This window comes from Amorphoplanes friuliensis DSM 7358 (genome assembly GCF_000494755.1).
In the GTDB taxonomy this organism is placed as follows: domain Bacteria; phylum Actinomycetota; class Actinomycetes; order Mycobacteriales; family Micromonosporaceae; genus Actinoplanes; species Actinoplanes friuliensis.
In genome coordinates this window covers 3,720,287-3,736,306 of the sequence record NC_022657.1, presented here as the reverse complement: position 1 = coordinate 3,736,306, position 16,020 = coordinate 3,720,287, and the positions used below count along the sequence as shown (strand labels likewise).

Sequence of the window (16,020 nt, the reverse complement as noted above, 5' to 3'; positions counted from 1 at the left end):
AGCTGAAGGGGACCGTAAGCGCCACGGCGCATCGTCGGGACATGGACATCCACCACGAAGTACACGGCACCGACGAGGGCCGTCCGCTCCTGCTCGTCCACGGCGCACTGTCCGGCATCGGCACGTCGTTCGGGCTGATCCTGCCGCTGCTGGCCAAGTCGCGACGGGTCATCGCCGTCGAGCTGCAGGCGCACGGCCACACCCCCGACATCGACCGGCCGCTGACCGTCGAGGCGTTCGCCGACGACGTCGTCGGCCTGCTGGACCGGCTCGGTGTCGACCGCGCCGACGTCTTCGGCTGGAGCATGGGCGCGGCGGTCGCCCTGCGCCTCGGCACCGACCACGCGGACCGCGTCGGCCGCCTGGTGCTCGCCTCGGTGAGCTTCGACGACGCCGGCCTCCACCCGGGCCTGCTGGACGGCATCCAGGACCTCCAGCCGGAACACCTGCACGGCTCGGAGTTCCACGAGGAGTACCTGCGGACCGCACCGGACCCCTCGGGCTGGCCCGGCCTGGTCACCAAGATGAAGGTCCTCGACGCGAACCTTCCGCACTGGACGCCCGAGCAGATCCGGGCCCTTCAGGCTCCCGTGATGATCGTCCTGGCCGACTCGGACATCATCCGGCCCGAGCACGCCGTCGAGATGTTCCGGTTGCTCGGCGGGGGTGTGCCCGGCGACCTGACCGGTCTGCCGCGGTGCCGGCTGGCGATCCTGCCCGGCACGACCCACACCACGGTCCCGCACCGGGCCGACTGGCTGGCCCCGATGATCGACGAGTTCCTGGACGCCGTCACGGCGTGACGTTCTCCGGGGTCACGTGGCGGCGCGCCTCGGTCACGTCGGCCATCAGCTGGTCCCAGACCGGATCCGCGCGGAAGGGCCCGGCCAGCATGTCGTTGCCGACCCGGGCCCACATGTACTCCCACCAGGCGGCCACCCGCACCGGCCACAGCCCGGCGCGGAGCGCGCCGGCCAGGAAGCACCGATGCACGAGCAGGGTCGCCCCGAGCGTCTCCGGGTCCAGCTCCAGCGCGGGATCGTCGATCGCCTTGCCGAGCGCCCGCACGTCGCGGTGCATCTCCGAATAGGCCACCAGGTTGGGCGAGGACGGCACCCGCAGCAGGGGCGCGTCCGGCTCCACCATGTCGGCGGCGTACGCGGGCATGAACACGACGTCATCCACGGTGATGATCAGCGGCAGGCGCTCGTGGCCGCGCCGCACCTCGAGCTCGATGCCCGGCACACCGCTCGGCGCGATCAGGTATTCCCAGTCGAGCACGTCCACGGGCTCCAGCCGCACGGCGTCCCCGATCGCCGGGACCCGCGTGACCACGAGCCCGCCCTCGATCGACACCTCGATCTCGGGCACCTCGGCGATCACCTGGGCGAGCTCCTCAAGGTCCATGGGCCTGTTATACCCAATCACCGCACTGCGCAGCGGTGCCCGGTCGGCGGGTGCCCCTTTCGTCACCGGAAATGTAGATTGCAGGCCGGACGGTCCGGCACCACCGACCTGAGGAGACTCACGTGACACCGTCGTCGTTCAGCGCACGGGAACGCTGGGTGCTGCTCGTGGCGAGCGCCTGGCTGGTGAGCGGCCTGCAGCTCGACGCGTACGCGCACGCCACCACACCCGAGCTGGAGACCTTCTGGACGCCGTGGCACGGTGTGCTCTACTCCGGCATCGCGGTGTCGGGGCTGACGCTGGTCTGGCTGATGCGCCCGCGACTGCCCGTGATCCCGACCTACCGGACCCTGCTGGCGCTGCCGAACGCTCTGCGCGTACCGATGATCGGTATGGCTCTGCTGCTGGTCGGCGGGGGCGTGGACACGCTGTGGCACAACGTGTTCGGGATCGAACAGGGCCTGGAGATCTTCGTCAGCCCGAGCCACGAGTTCATCATCCTGGGCATGGTGCTGGTGGCCGCCGGTCCCGCGCTGATGCTGGCCACGGTCCCGGGTGACCGGCTGTCCCCCGGCGACGCCACGCTGGCCACGATCTCGGCGTTGCTGTCCGCGCTGCCGCTGCACATCTACTCGCTGCACGCCTCGGCGCTGGGCTCGACCTTCTTCGGTGACGGCCGCGACCCCGTGCGGATCTTCTCGACCGACGCGCAGTCCGTCCACGGGTACCTCTTCAGCACGGTTCTGCTGCTGGTCCCGATCCTGCTGATCGGCCGCCGCTGGCATCTGCCGATCGGTGTGCCGACCCTGCTGGTGGGCCTGCCGGCCATCCTGATGCACCTGATGTTCACCACCGACGACGGCTGGTGGATGTCCCTGACCGTCGCCGGCGCCGCCGCCGGTGCCGAGCTGGTGCTGCGCCTCGGCGCGCACTTCCTGCGGCTGCCGGCCGAGGCGGGCTGGTTCCTGATCGGCCTGCTCGCCCCGCCGCTGGTGTGGGGCACGGTGCTGATCGTGGCCTCCCGCATCGAGGGTGTCGGCTGGAACGTCCACATGGTCAGCGGCCTGCTCACGCTGACCGCCTTCACCGGTGCGGCGACCACGCTGGTGACGCGCAACGTGCGCCCGGCCCCCGCGGCGACACCGCAGGCCGTCCCCGAGGAGGTCCGGACGGGCGTTCCCGCGTCGTGACGGTGCTGCACCGGCTCGCCTGCCTGGTCCTGACGGCGGGCGGGCTCCTCCTGGCCTGGGCGTCACCCGCGGCGGCCCACGCGGGAGGCCTGGTCGCGACCGACGCCCGCAGTCACGTGGTGGCGCTCTCCCCCGCCGTGCCCGGCCTGGAGGTGACCGCGATCGAGGACGGCGCCCGGCTGCGTCTGCGCAACCACACGACGGTCCCGGTCGGCGTGCCCACGGGTGGCGGCGCAGCCACCCCGGCAGTGGTCGCCGCCGGGCAGAAGCTCACCTGGATCGACACCCGCAGCACCCCGGAGGGACGCTCCCTGGGTGCGGGCGCCACGCAGGCCTGGTCGATCGTCCTGGACGTGGGCGGCACACCGGTCACCGTCACCGGCGAGCTCGTCGGTGCCCGCCCGCCCTCGCCGGTGCCGTGGTGGCTGGCCGCGGTCCTTCTCGCCGTCGCCGTGCCGCTGGTCGCCCGGCGCTCGCGGCGGCCGGGTGACCTGCTGGCGGCGACGGGACTGGTCGCGATGGCCGCCTCGATCACCCACGTGGCCGGGTCGACCCTGGCCGTCGAGTCCGCGCCGATGGCCGGGACGTTCCTCAGCGCCGCCGGGATCAACCTGCTCGCCTGGCCGCTGATCCTCGGCGGGGCGGTCACGGTGTTCCGGGGCCGGCCCGCCGGAGTGCTGGCCGTGTGCGCGGGTGCGGCGCTGACGGCGGTCTTCGTGCTGCCCGACGTGACGTCGTTCCACCGGGCCGTGCTGCCGTTCGCCGGCCCCGCCGTCGTCGAGCGGATCCTGGTCGTGCTCGCCCTGGGCACCGGGATCGGCGTCGCCGTGGCGGGTGCTTCCGTTCTGCGTACACTCGCGCTCCGAGCCGGCGCCGAGGTGCGGTGAGCGTCCTCGCCCACGGCATCGGGCAGTCGCAGGACCTGCCGCTGCCCCTCGACCTGGTGCTGCAGGCCGGCGCCGCCACCGTGGTCCTCTCGTTCCTCGTCTCGGCGGTGCTGTGGCAGCGCCCGCGACTGGGTGCGGCCGTCCGGCGGGCCGTGCGCTCGACCTGGTGGCGGCTCCCGCTGCAGGTGGTCGTCCTGGTCCTGTCGCTGTATCTGGTGGTGAACGCGTTCACCGGATCGCGCGGGCCGGAGAACCCCGTCACCCGCGCGTTGTTCGTCTGGCTCTGGGTGGGGCTGGTGCCCGTCAGCGTTGTCCTCGGTCCGGTGTGGCGGATCGTCAACCCCCTGCGGACCCTCTTCCGGCTGCTCCGGCTGCCTGCCGCGGGGCTGCGTCCCGTACCCGGGGAGAAGTCGGCCGGACGCCTCCCGGCGGCGGTCTGGTTGCTGGTCTTCGTCTGGTTCGAGCTGGTCTCGCCCGGCCGCACCGACCCGGTCGTGATCGGTTGCGCCCTCCTCGGGTACGCCCTGGTGCAGCTCGCCTTCGCCACCGTGCGCGGCGAGGAGTGGTTCGCCCGGGGTGACTGCTTCGAGGTCTACTCGGAGCTGGCCGGGCGGCTCAGCCCGCTGCGGTGGCGCAATCCCCTGGCCGCCGTGGCGAACACCCCGCGCGACCGCGGCCTGGCGGTGTTCCTCGCGGTGTGGTGGGGCTCGACCATCTTCGACAGTGCATCCTCGTCACCCGCCTGGGACGACTTCCTGGACCGGGCCGGCAACCCCCTGCTGTACGGCACAGCCGGCCTGGTCCTGCTCTGTGCCGGGGTGCTGGCGAGCGTGCGGTGGATGGCCGGCCGCCTCGACGTCACGGCCTCGCTGATCCCGATCGCGGTGGGTTACACCGTGGCGCACTACCTGACGTTGCTGCTCACCGAAGGGCCCGCCCCCGGGCTGATCGCGGGACTGCAGATCACCCTGATCCTGCTCGGGCACCTGCTGGCGGTGCTGATCGCCCACGACATGGCGCTCGCCGCCGGCCCGGCCCGGCCGGTGCTGGCCACGCTGGCCGACGAGCTTCCCGTGGTGCTGCTGATGATCGCGTACACGTGGGCGGGCCTCTTCCTGCTGTTCGTCCGGTGAGCCCGTGGACGGTCGTGTTCCTGGCCGGTGCCGGTGTTCTCGCCGGGATCTTCGGTTCGGTGGGCGGCCTCGCCTCGCTGGCGTCGTACCCGGCACTGCTCCTCGCCGGCCTGCCACCCACCGCAGCCAACGTGACCAACTCCGTGGCTTTGGTCGCGACCACCGTCGGCGCGGCCGCGGGGTCCGGGCCCGAGCTGCGCGGTCAGGGCCGCCGCATCGGCCGGCTGTCCGTGGTCAGCGCGGTGGGCGGCACCGCCGGGGCGATTCTGCTGCTCACGCTGCCACCGGGGGTGTTCGAACTGGTCGTGCCCTGGTTGATCGCGGGCGCCTCCGTGGTCCTCCTGCTCGGTCCACGGCTGCGCCGCCCGACGGACGGCGACCATCGCCACGCGAGCGTCGGCGTCTTTTTCATCGCCGTCTACAGCGGCTACTTCGGCGCGGCGGCAGGCGTGCTGATGCTCGCGCTCCTCTCCGCGATCTCCACGCAGTCCCTCGCCCGGACCAACGCGGCGAAGACCCTGATCACGGGCGCCTCGAACGCCGTCGCGGCCGTGATCTTCGCCGTCGGCGGGCCCGTCCACTGGGTCGCCGCCCTGGCCCTGGCCGCCGGATCACTGGCCGGCGGCTGGCTCGGGCCCGCCGTCGTCCGCCGCCTCCCCGAACGCCCACTGCGCATCGGCATCGCCTGTGCGGGACTCGTGCTGGCGGCCAAGCTGGCCGTGGACGCGTTCAGAAGTGGGTCTTGGGGATGACGCCGTGCACACCGACGGTCCCGTCGACCACCTGCGACACGGAGAAGTCCGCGGCGGCCGACAGGTAGGCGTAGGCGACGGCCCGGTTCATCCCCAGGTCGTGCTCGAGGAAGTCGAGGGCGTTCACCACGGCCCGGCGCATCGCGATGTCCAGGTCGTTGCCCTGCCCGTCCCGCGCGCCGTCCGGGTCCGACAGGCCGATCGGCACCCAGGCCTGCGGCGTCTCCGCGAACGGGTAGGTGAAGGCGACCGACGGCGCACCCCGGCCACCCTTCTTGACCACCGTCAGCCGGTAGGTGGCGCGCAGCGAGCCCTCGAGAGCGGTCAGGGCCACCTCGCCGTCACCCATGGCCAGATGCGGGTCACCGACGTAGAACAGCGCGCCCTCGGCGAAGACCGGCAGATAGAACGTCGCGCCCGGACCGAGCAGGCTGATGTCGATGTTGCCGCCGCCCAGCGTCGGCGGGATCGAGTTGAGCAGCGGATCGGTCAGCGATCCCGCGTCGGCGAAGGCCACACCCATGATGCCCATGAACGGGTGCAGCGGGAACGCCACGTCGCGGTGACCCGGACGGGGCAGCACCCCGGTGAGGGCGCCGCCGCGGCCCGACCGGACCGGCGTGAAGACCGACACGTTGCCGTAGCGCAGCGGGTCGCCGGTCGCGCGGCCGTCCGTGGCCACCGGCGGCATGATCTCGGCCTCGGTGATCCCGGGCGGCACGGCACCACCGGCCAGCCGGGGCAGCGCCCCCTTGCCGTGCCTGCTGGACACCACGCCGTACGGCACGCGGGGCACCGCGGACAGCACCTCGATCTTGAGGACGTCACCCGGTGCGGCACCGTCGACGTGGATCGGGCCGGTCACTACGTGCGGCCCGTCCACGTCGAAGCTGCGCGGGGTCCGGTCGTACCCGCGGGCGATCGCGACCGCATCGGTCAGCACGCGGCGGGCGGGCACACCGTGCCCGGCGAAGAAGCTCACGGGGTCGCGGCCCTGGTCCTCGAGGATGCCCTCGTGAGACACGGCGTCGATCGTGACGGTCTGTCCCGAGCGCATCCGCAGCACCGGCTCGCTGGTCACCGAGGGCACGTAACCCCAGCGCACCTCGTCCGGCCGCGACGGCAGGTAGTGGCGTCCCGGGATCGGCCCGGTGCCGGGCTGCAGGATGCCGCCCGGCGAGGTGCGGGTCTGCGCGTTCGCGGGTGTCGCCGTCGCCCCGGCCGTCAGCCCACCGGCACTCACGGCCGCGGCGGCCCGCAGAAAGGTCCGCCGTCCCAGCGCCGCCACCAGCGTGTCCCGGGCCTTGCCCGCAAATTCAGTCATGCCTGCTGTTGATAGGCGCACCCGGTGTCGGGCCCGTCGCTGATCGATGTCCGGGTTGTTAAGGCGAGGGCATGGTCGCGGCCCGGGCAGGCGTGCGGTCCCGCGCCGAAGGCGAGCCCGTCCGCCAGACCCACCCGCACGATCTCACCGGCCTCGACCCGGACCCCGTCGACAGTGGTCGCGACGAGCGCCTGCCGTCGTGTCGCCCGGACCGGCGGGTCGTCCCGCAGCACCTCGCCCGCCGGGCGGTGACGGGCCCGGTCGATCAGCGTGGCGGTCGCCTCGCAGGCCTGCACGAGAATGCCGATGCGGGCGGCGGTCGCCTCGTCGTGGGCACCACCGAGACCAACGACGAGCTGCTCGACGGCCGCATCGGCACGGTCCTCGTCACCGGTGCCCGGCTGGTAGGCCTGGGCCACCTCACGGACAAGATCCGCGGGCAGGTCCACCAGACCCATCGCGGTCGCCAGGGTCGTCACCGGGTGGACGCCGGGCTCGCCGCGCAGGGTGTGCGGTGGGATCGCGGCGAGGACGGCGGTGGAAAGGGCGCGGCAGCGGGCGTGGCTGTCACCCGTACCGAACCGGGCGACCGAGGCACGCAGCCAGCCGACGCCGGTGGCTGCGGGCGGGACCGGGGGAACGACGAAGGCCGGGTCGCACAGGACGGACCGGGCCGCGGGGCCGGTGATCTCACGCATGGGCGCACGCTAGGGCCCGGAAGGTTCGGCGCCGGCCGAAGTGTTTGTGACGAGCCGGTTTCCGGGCTTCACAAAACCGTCCGAGACCGCCGTGACCCCGCCCGCAAGCCGTCCGAGTGGCCGATCCTCCAACCCCGCGTACGCGGTTAAGCTCCGCCCGTGAACGACATCGACGCCGCCCGCCGGCCCCGCACGGTGCTGTGGATCGGCGCGGCCGCGGCAGCCGCCCTGGTGCTGGTCGTGGCCGCCGGTGTGCTGCTGCTGACCCGCGGGGGCCCGCACAACGTCACGTTCGAGATCGCCTCCAGCGGTGAGAAGGTCTCCTCGATCATCTACGGCTCGGGCGACAAGCAGCTCGGCAAGGACGTCGGCGCCGCCGCGGCCGCACCCTGGTCGAAGTCCTACGAGATCAGCGACACCTCGGGCAAGCTCTGGCTGCACGCCCTGTCCCCCGCCGGCGGGGCCATCACCTGCACGATCTGGGTCGACAACAAGGTCGTCATGGAGGCCACGGCGCTGTCCGGCGCGGTCTGCGAGATCCCGTTCGGCGACGCCCTGGACCAGTGAGGCAGCCGCTCGTCCGGCCGGTGTAGCCTGGGCCGCCTGGACGGATCCGGGGGTGACGCATGCGGGACGAGGCCTCCGGCTGCCTGACCCACGACGCGATGTTCTACCGCGACGACCACGAGTTCGCCGCCACCCTCGTGCCGTACGTCCGGGCCGGTCTCGCCGAGGGGCAAGCCGTCGCGGCCGCCGTGACGGGCCCGAACATCACCCTGCTGCGTGATGCCCTGGGCACCGACCACACGCAGGTGTCGTTCTTCGACCGCGACGACTGGTATGCCCGGCCCGCCACCACCGTCGCCCGCTGGCACCGGGTGCTGACCGAGGCCACCCGTCGCGGGCGGCGCCACGTGCGGCTCGTCGGCGAGGTCGGCTTCGGCGGGCATCTCCCGTCCTGGCACCGCTACGAGGCGGCCCTCAACGACATCTTCGCCGCCGCGCCGGTTTCGATCGTCTGCCCGTACGACACCCGGGTGCTGCCGCCGGAGCTGCTCGACGAGGCCCGCCGGACTCACCCGACCGTGGTCGCCGGCGAGGGCCGGCAGCCGAGCGACGCGTACGTCACCACGGCACAGTTCCTGCTGAACGTGCCCGAGGCCCTGCCGCCGGTCAGCGGGCCACCGGTGCTGACCATGGAACTCGTCGGCGGTGTGGTCCAGGCCCGGCAGGCCGTCACCGCGCTGGTCGAGGCGAACGGCTGGACCGGGCTGGACCGGGCCGACGACCTGGTGCTGGCGCTCAGCGAGATCACGACGAACAGCCTCCGGCACGGCGGCGGACGCCGGGAGCTGCGGGTGTGGGTGGACGGCTGCACCCTGACCTGCGAGGTCGCCGACGACGGACCGGGTCCGGCCGACCCGCTGGCCGGTTACCGACCGCCGGATCCGGCCGGCACCGGTGGCCGCGGGCTGTGGATCTCGCGACAGCTCTGCGACGCCCTGGGGATCGGGCACCGAGACGGTGCGACCCAGGTGCGCTTCGCCGTCCTGCTCTCGCACTGAAGCTCGTCACCCACCCATCGATCGATGTCCATTGACAACATTGTTACAAACCTGAAAACTCAGAGAGCGCTCTCAGCGCACGGCGGGGCTGCCCCCCATGGATCCGCCTCCACCTCCACCAGCCCTGTCCGGACGCCATCCCCCTCCTCGGCGTCGAAGCGGAGGCCGACCACGGGTCGTGACCATGAGAATCCCCGGAATCGTCACCCTCGCTCTCACCGGCCTCCTCGTGGCCGGACACCTCATCCCCGCGACCGCACCGCCGGTGCCGGTGGCTCAGACCAGCTTGCGCGCGGCCGACCCCAGCGTGATCCGGGTCGGCAGCACCTACACCGCCGTCCAGTCGTACAACGGCGGGATCGCCGTCCGGCAGGCGTCGTCTACCGGCGGCCTGGCGGCCGCGCCGGCCCGCCAGATCTGGAGCGACACCCGCAACCTCGGTGAGGTCTGGGCCCCGGAGATCACCTTCGACGGCGGCCGCTACTGGATCCACTTCTCGGCCGGCCGCGGCAACGCCCACCGCATGTACGTGATCAGCTCCGCCGCCGCCACCTCCGGGTACACCGGCGAGACCCGCATGGCCCTGCCCGACGACAAGTGGGCGGTCGACGGCAGCATGTTCGTCTTCAACGGACAGCGCTACTTCGTCTGGTCCGGCTGGGCCGGCGACACCAACGTCGAGCAGAACCTCTACCTCGCCCGCATGAGCAGCCCGTCCGCGACCACCGGCGGCCGTTTTGTCATCTCCCAGCCCCGCGAGAGCTGGGAACGTGTCGTCGGCAACCCGTTCATCAACGAGGGCCCCGAGGCGATCAAGGACCCGAACGGCCAGCTGCACGTCTTCTACTCGGCCAACGGCAGCTGGAGCGACCAGTACTGCATCGCGGACCTGCGCCTGCGCGCCGGCGGCGACCCGACCTACGTCTGGGACTGGTACAAGTCCAACGGCTGCCAGTTCGGCTCCAACCGCGCCACGATGATGGCCGGCTGGGACCCGACCCTGACCGTGAACGGCCCCGGCCACCACAGCTTCGTGCTGCTCAACGGCGACATCAACACCAGCCCGCCCGCCGGTTCGCACTTCCCGCTGATGTTCCACGCCGTCCCGAAAGGCACGCCGTACTCCTGGGACAACCGGTACTGGTACACCGGCACGTTCCTGTGGTGGGGTAACAGCACGTACACACGGGCCAACGTCCCCGGCGCCACCAGCACCACCGGGTTCGGCCTGAAGTTCTTCGAGTAGGAGCACGATGGGCACGAACCCCCGGATCAAACCGGTCGAGCGGGCCACCGACCGCACCTGGGACGAGTGGCTGACGTTCATGGACGGCATCGACGCCAGGAACCTCGACCATCAGGCCATCGCCCTGAAGGTCTACGAGGAACTCCAGGGCAAGGTCGACCCGCTCGGCTGGTGGACCCAGGCGGTGACGGTCGCCTACGAACAGCACATCGGCCGCCGCATCCCCGGCCAGCGCCCCGACGGTACGTTCCAGACCAGCGTCAGCAAGGCCACCAAGCTCGGCATGCAGGACCTGATGGACAGGTGGGTGACCTTCGCCGCCACGGACCCGGACGTGCAGAAGGTCATCGCCACCGACCCCCGCGTGAGCGGCACCGACCGCCGCATCACCTGGCGTGTCAAAGCGGCCGACGACTCGTTCATCACCATCACGAGCGAGCCCAAACCCACCGGCACGGCAACGATCGTGGCGGGCCAGCAGGGCCTCCAGACCCCCGAACTCAACCTCGAAGCCAAACAGTTCTGGGCCGCCACCCTGACCCGCTTCCTGGCGAGCGTCGGGTGACACCGGGCCCGGCGGGTTGCCGCTAGCGGATGCGGAGGGCCACGACGACGGTGTCGTCGCGGATCGGGGTTTCGGTGGCTTGGAGCATGTGGTCGAGCAGGGTGTCGGCCACCGCCTGGGCGTGGTCGGCCGGGCCGGTGCCCAGGCCCGCCCGCAGGGCCGCGTCGTCGATCGGGGCGTCAGTCCGCAGGACCAGGAGGTCGCCCGGCCGGAGCTCTGTTTCGTCGATGCGGATGGACAGGCGGGGCAGGATGCCGAGCGGGCTCGACGGCTGGCCGAACGCCTCGACGGACCCGTCCGCGCGGCGGATGAACGCCGCCGGGTGACCCGCGGTGCAGATGCGGGCCACGAAGCCGCCCTCGGACGCGCGCAAAGACAGGTACGCGCAGGTCACAAAGCCCGGGGCCGTGGTTTCGGCGTACCAGCGGTGCAGGGCCGAGTCGAGCTCGGTGAGCACGATCGCCGGTGAGCTGGCCCGGAGTGCCCCGGCCCGGAGGGTGTATTTGGCCAGGGCACTGGTGCGGGCGGCCTGGGCGCCACGGCCGGCGACGTCGCCCAGGAAGAGGGCCCAGCCGGTGGGGGTCTGGACGGCGTCGTAGAAGTCGCCGAGGACGTCGTCGCCGCCGAGGCGGTAGGCCGCCGCCAGGTCGAGGCCGTCGATGGTCGGCAGGTCGCGGGGCAGGAGGCTCTCCTGCATGGTCAGGGCGAGCTGCTGGTAACGATCGGCCGCCGCACGGGCATCGTCCGCCTCGCGGGAGGCCGCATCGGCCGCGACCCGCAGGGCGACCTCGCCACCGGCGGCGTGGGACAGCACTTCGAGGGTGCGGAGGTCCTGGGCGGTCCACTGCCGGGGCCGGCTGTCGACGACGCAGAACGAGCCGAGCACGAAACCGTCCGGGGACCGTACGGGGAAGCCGGCCCAGGCGATCACACCCATGGACTCGATCGACGGGTTGTCGCGGGTCATCGGGTCGAGGCGGGCATCGCCGATGATCACGGGTTCGTCGGTGGCGATGATGTACTGGCAGAAGGACTCGCCCACTGGGTTCTGCCGGTCGGCGAGCTCGTTGCTCGTGATGCCGACGCAGCTCTTCCAGAAGGAGCGGCGCTCGTCGACCACCGTGACAAAACCGAACGGCGCGTCGAGCAGCTCGCAGGCGAGCCGGGTGAGCCGGTCGAAGGGTTCCTCCGGACCGGTGTCGAGCAGCCCCGTTCGCCGCACCGCGTCGAGACGACCGGGCAGCGTCAGCATGCCACTCGAAGTATTCACCTCGTCAGTGTACGAACATGAGGGCCCCGACCTCTATGCTTGCCCTCCGGCAAACAAATGAGGGCAAGGCATGCGCGACGTGAACCGAAAGACCCTCTCCGTCCTGGTGGTGGACGACGACGACGCCGACGCGATGATGATCGAGGAAGCGCTGCAGCTGTCCGATGCCGACGTCCGGGTCGACCGGGTCGGTGACGGCCGCGAGGCCCTCGACTATCTGCGCCGCACCGGTTCCCACTCCGGGGCCTCCCGGCCGGATCTGATCCTGCTGGATCTCAACATGCCGCGCATGGGTGGCCAGCAGACCCTCGCCGAGATCAAGGAAGACGACACCCTGAAGGCGATCCCGGTGGTCATCCTGACGACCTCGGCCGCCGGGGCCGACATCCTGGCCAGTTACGAGCATCGGGCGAACGCGTACGTGACCAAGCCGATGGAGCTCGATGCCTTCGAGTCGACCGTCGGTCAGATCAACCGCTTCTACCGGGATGTCGCGCTGCTCCCCCGGTAACATCCACACCGTAGGGTCGGCGCATGACCCGCATCCTGCTGATCTCGGGCAGCACCCGCGAGGGCTCTCTGCACACCTCCGCCCTGCGGGCGGCGGCACGGCTCGCACCCCCCGGGATCAGCACCATCCTGTACGACCAACTGCGGCACCTCCCTGCCTTCGTACCCGGTGAACCGGCCCTGCCCGGTGCGGTGACCGCGCTGCGGCAGAGCGTCGAGGAAGCGGACGCCGTGCTGTTCAGCACTCCCGAATATGCGGGCTCGCTGCCGGGGACGCTGAAGAACCTCCTCGACTGGCTCATCGCCGGTGGTGATCTGGTCGGCAAACCGGCCGCCTGGCTGTCGGTCGCCGCGCCGGGTCAGGACGACGGTGCCCTCGCCGCCCTGGAGGCCGTTCTGGCCAACGGCAACGCGCGGCTGCTGAAGGCCGCCTGCATCCGGGTCCCGGTCAGCCCGGAGGCGGTCGACGCCGACGGTGTGGTCGACGATCCGCGCCTGACGATGGCGCTGACCGACACCCTGCGCGCCCTGGGCCGTCTGCTCGCCGTGCCGGATCCGCGCAAGCAGCCGAACTGGCAGGCGTACTCGAGTGTCTTCCCGGTGGTCATGCGGCGCGACCCCACGGTCACCCGGCACGGGAGGCACGGCCTCTGACTCCGTGTCACCTATTGACAATCGATAGAAAGAGACTGAAACTCGATGCATGTTCATCGAGCGTCGAGCGGTTGCCGCTCTTCAGGTCTTTCTGGTGCTGTTGTTCGCGGTCCTGGTCTTCCTCCAGACCTTCTCGCTGCCCGGGCAGTTCCGCTACATGGCCGAGCAGTCCCCGGACGAGGCCTATCTCCGCTGGCCGTTGACGGCCGTCACCGTGTTCTGGGTGCTGTGCGTACAGGTGGTGATCGTCTCCACCTGGAAGCTGCTCACCCTGGTCCGCAAGGACCGCATCTTCAGTGACGACTCGATGGTCTGGGTCAACGTGATCCTGGGCGCGATCGTCGCCGGCTGGACCGTGCTGGTCGGGGTGTTCCTCTACGTCGGATTCAACGCGTCGGACCCGGGAGTCCCGCTGCTGCTGTTCCTGATGGTCGTTGGGGTCACCGTGCTCGGACTGCTGATGGTCGTCATGCGCGCCCTGCTGCGGCAGGCGACCACGCTGCGGACCGACATGCAGGCGGTGATCTGATGCCGATCGTCGTCCGCATCGACGTCGAGCTGGCCAAGCGCAAGATGAGTGTCGGCGAGTTCGCCGAGGCGATCGGGCTCACACCGGCAAACGTCGCGGTCCTCAAGAACGGCCGCGCCAAGGCGGTCCGCTTCACCACCCTGGAAGCCATGTGCCGGGTTCTCGACTGCCAGCCGGGCGACCTGCTCGAGTGGGTCGACGACGAGGACGCCGGCGCGGGCGGCTGACCGGCGGCGCAGGAACACACCGGTCAGCCGGGCCAGGGCGTACTCGTAGACGGCCGCGCCGAGGTTCGCGCCGATCAGGAAGACGAGGGCCTTGTTCGTGGTGACGGAGTCGCTGACCACGGCCGTGCCGAAGGCGCCGGCGTAATAGGGCAGTTCCTTGAGGATCTCCGTGCCGGTGTAGCCGGCGGCTGCCGCGACCCGGGCCGTGCGGGGGTTCGCCGTCCGGCGCCGGGTCAGGTCGTACGCGGCCTTGGACAGCACGTTGGTGCTGGCGCCGGTGGCGACGAGCAGGCGACCGTTGGCCAGCAGACCGGCGCGGAGCCCGGCGCCCCAGAGTCCGTAACTCGACACCAGCAGGGCCAGGAGCCACGGGTGGGAGAGGCCGCCGAGGACACCCGCGGCCACCAGGGTGATGCCCGCCGCCGTGGCGATCGCGTCGAGGGCGTACGTCGACACCGCCGTGGCCAGGACGCTGAGTCCCCACAACCGCACCATGGGGGCCTCCAGACGACTCGTACCCCGTCAACGCACAAGAGCGTGACGGGGTACGCGCAGATACTGTCGTCTTATTGCCTCTGTGCCACCGGCATCGCATCCTCATCGACGGAGGTCTCTGCCGGAGGCGGCTCGGACGCGTCCGAGGCGCGGGCGGCGTCCTGCTCCCGGTCCTCCACCTCGGCCTCGTCGTCGTCCGTGGGCTCGGTGCCCGGCGGCACCCGGCCGGGCGTCGGCTCACCGGACGGATGCCGGACGAGGTAACGGATCGCGGTGTTGAGCACCGCGAGCAGCGGTACGGCGATCAGACCGCCGACGATGCCCGCCACCACGATGCCGGCCGCGATCGCGAGGATGACGGCGAGCGGGTGCAGCGCGACCGCCCGGCCCATGATCAGCGGCTGGAGGACGTGACCCTCGAGCTGCTGGACGGCGATCACGACGGCCAGCACGATCAGGGCCGTGACGGGTCCGTTGGCGACCAGGGCGACCAGGATCGCGACCACACCGGTGACGGTTGCACCGACCACCGGGATGAAGGCGCCGAGGAACACCAGGGCCGACAGCGGGAGCGCCAGCGGCACACCGAGCACGAAGAGGCCGATGCCGATGCCCGCCGCGTCCACGAAGGCGACCAGCACGGTGGCGTGGACGTACGAGACCAGTGTGTGCCAGGAGTAGTGACCGGCACGGGCGGTCGCAACGCGGGCCTCACGCGGCAGCAGCCGGCACAGGAAGGACCAGATCTGGCCGCCGTCACGCAGGAAGAAGAAGAGCGTGAACAGCACCAGGAAGAAGCCGGTCGCCACCTCGCCGAGCGTCGTGGCGGTGCTGAGCGCACCGGAGGTCAGGGCGCCCTGGTTCTCGGTGAGCGCCGACTGCATCCGGTCCACGTACTGGCTGAGCTGAGCGTCGCTGATGTGCAGCGGCCCCTGCGACAGCCACCTCTGCACCTCGTCGATCCCGTCGCCGACCTGTGACGACAGGGTGTCGATCTGGGCGATGAAGGTCCGGATGATCAGCCCGAGGCCACCGAAGACCAGCAGCAGGGCGGAGATGAGCACCAGCCCGGCCGCGAGCGACTTCTTCATGCCGCGCTTGGTCAGCGCCGCCGAGACGGGCTGGAACATCGCCGCGAGCAGGATCGCGATGACGACCGGAATGATCACGACGTGGAGCAGCCCGACGACCCGCAGGAACAGGTAACCGGCGACCACGAAGAGGATGAACCGCCAGGCCCAGGCGCCGGCGGTCCGTACGCCGCGGGGCAGGACGTCCTCCGACCGGGGCTCCTGCTGCTGCACGACCATGACCGGGGTCACCGTGTCCTGCAGGTCGGGGGTGGCCTGGAACGGCGGCGGGGCGTTGCGGCTCGCCGCCTCGGCCAGCCGGTCGCGTGCCCGTTGACGGACCGTCCGCGCCCATTGTGTGCCTGCCATGAGACCTCCCAGCTCGCGCCGAATGCTTCCGGACCGAACGGCCGGGCGTCCCTGAGTGCCCAGTCGGAGCCCACTTCACTCCCCACCCCCGGAACGGGGTCGCGCGGAGATCGCCGTGCCTCTACGATC

Annotated in this window: 18 protein-coding genes; 13 read left to right on the top strand and 5 right to left on the bottom strand. The window is 71.3% G+C overall.

Annotated features, from left to right (window positions below; genetic code table 11):
- Window positions 1–41 precede the first annotated feature (41 nt).
- Entirely contained in the window at window positions 42–803 is a 762-nt protein-coding gene (locus AFR_RS17425) for an alpha/beta fold hydrolase (RefSeq protein ID WP_023361946.1), read from the top strand.
- Here AFR_RS17425 and AFR_RS17420 read toward each other — a convergent pair.
- On the bottom strand, window positions 793–1,407 hold the full coding sequence (locus tag AFR_RS17420; protein WP_023361944.1) for a hypothetical protein: 615 nt from the start codon (window positions 1,405–1,407) through the stop codon (window positions 793–795). The genes AFR_RS17425 and AFR_RS17420 overlap by 11 nt on opposite strands.
- Before the next feature lie 122 nt (window positions 1,408–1,529).
- Between AFR_RS17420 and AFR_RS17415 the strand changes: the two genes are divergently transcribed.
- The 4 genes from AFR_RS17415 to AFR_RS17400 are packed head-to-tail and all read left to right on the top strand — an operon-like array spanning window position 1,530 to window position 5,369.
- A complete protein-coding gene (locus AFR_RS17415; protein WP_023361942.1) occupies window positions 1,530–2,597 on the top strand; it encodes a hypothetical protein in 1,068 nt (355 codons plus the stop codon).
- On the top strand, window positions 2,594–3,484 hold the full coding sequence (locus AFR_RS17410; RefSeq protein ID WP_023361940.1) for a hypothetical protein: 891 nt from the start codon (window positions 2,594–2,596) through the stop codon (window positions 3,482–3,484). Before AFR_RS17415 ends, AFR_RS17410 begins: the two co-directional genes overlap by 4 nt.
- The gene (locus AFR_RS17405; protein ID WP_023361938.1) at window positions 3,481–4,617 is read left to right on the top strand and encodes a hypothetical protein; all 1,137 of its coding nucleotides are present in this window, start codon (window positions 3,481–3,483) and stop codon (window positions 4,615–4,617) included. The genes AFR_RS17410 and AFR_RS17405 overlap by 4 nt, the downstream gene beginning before the upstream one ends.
- On the top strand, window positions 4,614–5,369 hold the full coding sequence (locus AFR_RS17400; RefSeq protein WP_041840931.1) for a sulfite exporter TauE/SafE family protein: 756 nt from the start codon (window positions 4,614–4,616) through the stop codon (window positions 5,367–5,369). Before AFR_RS17405 ends, AFR_RS17400 begins: the two co-directional genes overlap by 4 nt.
- Here AFR_RS17400 and AFR_RS17395 read toward each other — a convergent pair.
- Both AFR_RS17395 and AFR_RS17390 read right to left on the bottom strand, forming a co-directional pair.
- Window positions 5,347–6,693, bottom strand: a complete 1,347-nt coding sequence (locus tag AFR_RS17395; protein ID WP_023361934.1) for an acetamidase/formamidase family protein — start codon at window positions 6,691–6,693, stop codon at window positions 5,347–5,349. The genes AFR_RS17400 and AFR_RS17395 overlap by 23 nt on opposite strands.
- A complete protein-coding gene (locus AFR_RS17390) occupies window positions 6,690–7,391 on the bottom strand; it encodes a cytochrome P450 family protein (RefSeq protein ID WP_023361932.1) in 702 nt (233 codons plus the stop codon). Before AFR_RS17390 ends, AFR_RS17395 begins: the two co-directional genes overlap by 4 nt.
- A gap of 159 nt (window positions 7,392–7,550) precedes the next feature.
- Between AFR_RS17390 and AFR_RS17385 the strand changes: the two genes are divergently transcribed.
- The 4 genes from AFR_RS17385 (at window position 7,551) to AFR_RS17370 (ending at window position 10,767) form a co-directional block, all read left to right on the top strand.
- The gene (locus AFR_RS17385; protein WP_023361930.1) at window positions 7,551–7,958 is read left to right on the top strand and encodes a hypothetical protein; all 408 of its coding nucleotides are present in this window, start codon (window positions 7,551–7,553) and stop codon (window positions 7,956–7,958) included.
- 59 nt (window positions 7,959–8,017) lie between these two features.
- Window positions 8,018–8,956 (top strand): anti-sigma factor RsbA family regulatory protein, encoded by a 939-nt coding sequence (locus AFR_RS17380; protein ID WP_023361928.1) that lies wholly within the window; start codon window positions 8,018–8,020, stop codon window positions 8,954–8,956.
- A gap of 184 nt (window positions 8,957–9,140) precedes the next feature.
- Window positions 9,141–10,202, top strand: coding sequence for a glycoside hydrolase family 43 protein (locus AFR_RS17375; RefSeq protein ID WP_023361926.1), 1,062 nt, complete (start codon window positions 9,141–9,143; stop codon window positions 10,200–10,202).
- Between the two features lie 7 nt (window positions 10,203–10,209).
- Window positions 10,210–10,767 (top strand): hypothetical protein, encoded by a 558-nt coding sequence (locus AFR_RS17370; protein WP_023361924.1) that lies wholly within the window; start codon window positions 10,210–10,212, stop codon window positions 10,765–10,767.
- A gap of 22 nt (window positions 10,768–10,789) precedes the next feature.
- Here the strand turns inward: AFR_RS17370 and AFR_RS17365 are convergent, their stop codons facing one another.
- Complete coding sequence (locus tag AFR_RS17365; protein WP_148307987.1) at window positions 10,790–12,037, bottom strand: PP2C family protein-serine/threonine phosphatase; 1,248 nt, start codon at window positions 12,035–12,037, stop codon at window positions 10,790–10,792.
- Window positions 12,038–12,107: 70 nt separating this feature from the next.
- Between AFR_RS17365 and AFR_RS17360 the strand changes: the two genes are divergently transcribed.
- From AFR_RS17360 to AFR_RS17345, 4 genes are read left to right on the top strand one after another with little or no spacing between them, the layout of a single operon-like run.
- The gene (locus tag AFR_RS17360; protein WP_023361921.1) at window positions 12,108–12,548 is read left to right on the top strand and encodes a response regulator; all 441 of its coding nucleotides are present in this window, start codon (window positions 12,108–12,110) and stop codon (window positions 12,546–12,548) included.
- Between the two features lie 23 nt (window positions 12,549–12,571).
- The gene (locus AFR_RS17355; RefSeq protein WP_023361919.1) at window positions 12,572–13,201 is read left to right on the top strand and encodes an NADPH-dependent FMN reductase; all 630 of its coding nucleotides are present in this window, start codon (window positions 12,572–12,574) and stop codon (window positions 13,199–13,201) included.
- 49 nt (window positions 13,202–13,250) lie between these two features.
- Window positions 13,251–13,730 carry a DUF2975 domain-containing protein gene (locus tag AFR_RS17350; protein WP_023361917.1) on the top strand — a complete coding sequence of 160 codons (480 nt, stop codon included), beginning with the start codon at window positions 13,251–13,253 and terminating at the stop codon, window positions 13,728–13,730.
- Entirely contained in the window at window positions 13,730–13,957 is a 228-nt protein-coding gene (locus tag AFR_RS17345; RefSeq protein WP_023361915.1) for a helix-turn-helix domain-containing protein, read from the top strand. The genes AFR_RS17350 and AFR_RS17345 overlap by 1 nt, the downstream gene beginning before the upstream one ends.
- 566 nt (window positions 13,958–14,523) lie before the next feature.
- On the opposite strand, the gene AFR_RS17340 is transcribed toward AFR_RS17345, so the two are convergent.
- Window positions 14,524–15,891 carry an AI-2E family transporter gene (locus AFR_RS17340; protein WP_023361913.1) on the bottom strand — a complete coding sequence of 456 codons (1,368 nt, stop codon included), beginning with the start codon at window positions 15,889–15,891 and terminating at the stop codon, window positions 14,524–14,526.
- Between the last annotated feature and the right edge of the window lie 129 nt (window positions 15,892–16,020).

Coding starts and splice junctions, on each gene's coding strand:
- AFR_RS17360 (WP_023361921.1), top strand. CDS start 12,108: ATGCGCGACGTGAACCGAAAGACCCTCTCCGTCCTGGTGGTGGACGAC.
- AFR_RS17375 (WP_023361926.1), top strand. CDS start 9,141: ATGAGAATCCCCGGAATCGTCACCCTCGCTCTCACCGGCCTCCTCGTG.
- AFR_RS17395 (WP_023361934.1), bottom strand. CDS start 6,693: ATGACTGAATTTGCGGGCAAGGCCCGGGACACGCTGGTGGCGGCGCTG.
- AFR_RS17420 (WP_023361944.1), bottom strand. CDS start 1,407: ATGGACCTTGAGGAGCTCGCCCAGGTGATCGCCGAGGTGCCCGAGATC.
- AFR_RS17370 (WP_023361924.1), top strand. CDS start 10,210: ATGGGCACGAACCCCCGGATCAAACCGGTCGAGCGGGCCACCGACCGC.
- AFR_RS17425 (WP_023361946.1), top strand. CDS start 42: ATGGACATCCACCACGAAGTACACGGCACCGACGAGGGCCGTCCGCTC.
- AFR_RS17350 (WP_023361917.1), top strand. CDS start 13,251: ATGTTCATCGAGCGTCGAGCGGTTGCCGCTCTTCAGGTCTTTCTGGTG.
- AFR_RS17345 (WP_023361915.1), top strand. CDS start 13,730: ATGCCGATCGTCGTCCGCATCGACGTCGAGCTGGCCAAGCGCAAGATG.
- AFR_RS17380 (WP_023361928.1), top strand. CDS start 8,018: ATGCGGGACGAGGCCTCCGGCTGCCTGACCCACGACGCGATGTTCTAC.
- AFR_RS17340 (WP_023361913.1), bottom strand. CDS start 15,891: ATGGCAGGCACACAATGGGCGCGGACGGTCCGTCAACGGGCACGCGAC.
- AFR_RS17390 (WP_023361932.1), bottom strand. CDS start 7,391: ATGCGTGAGATCACCGGCCCCGCGGCCCGGTCCGTCCTGTGCGACCCG.
- AFR_RS17355 (WP_023361919.1), top strand. CDS start 12,572: ATGACCCGCATCCTGCTGATCTCGGGCAGCACCCGCGAGGGCTCTCTG.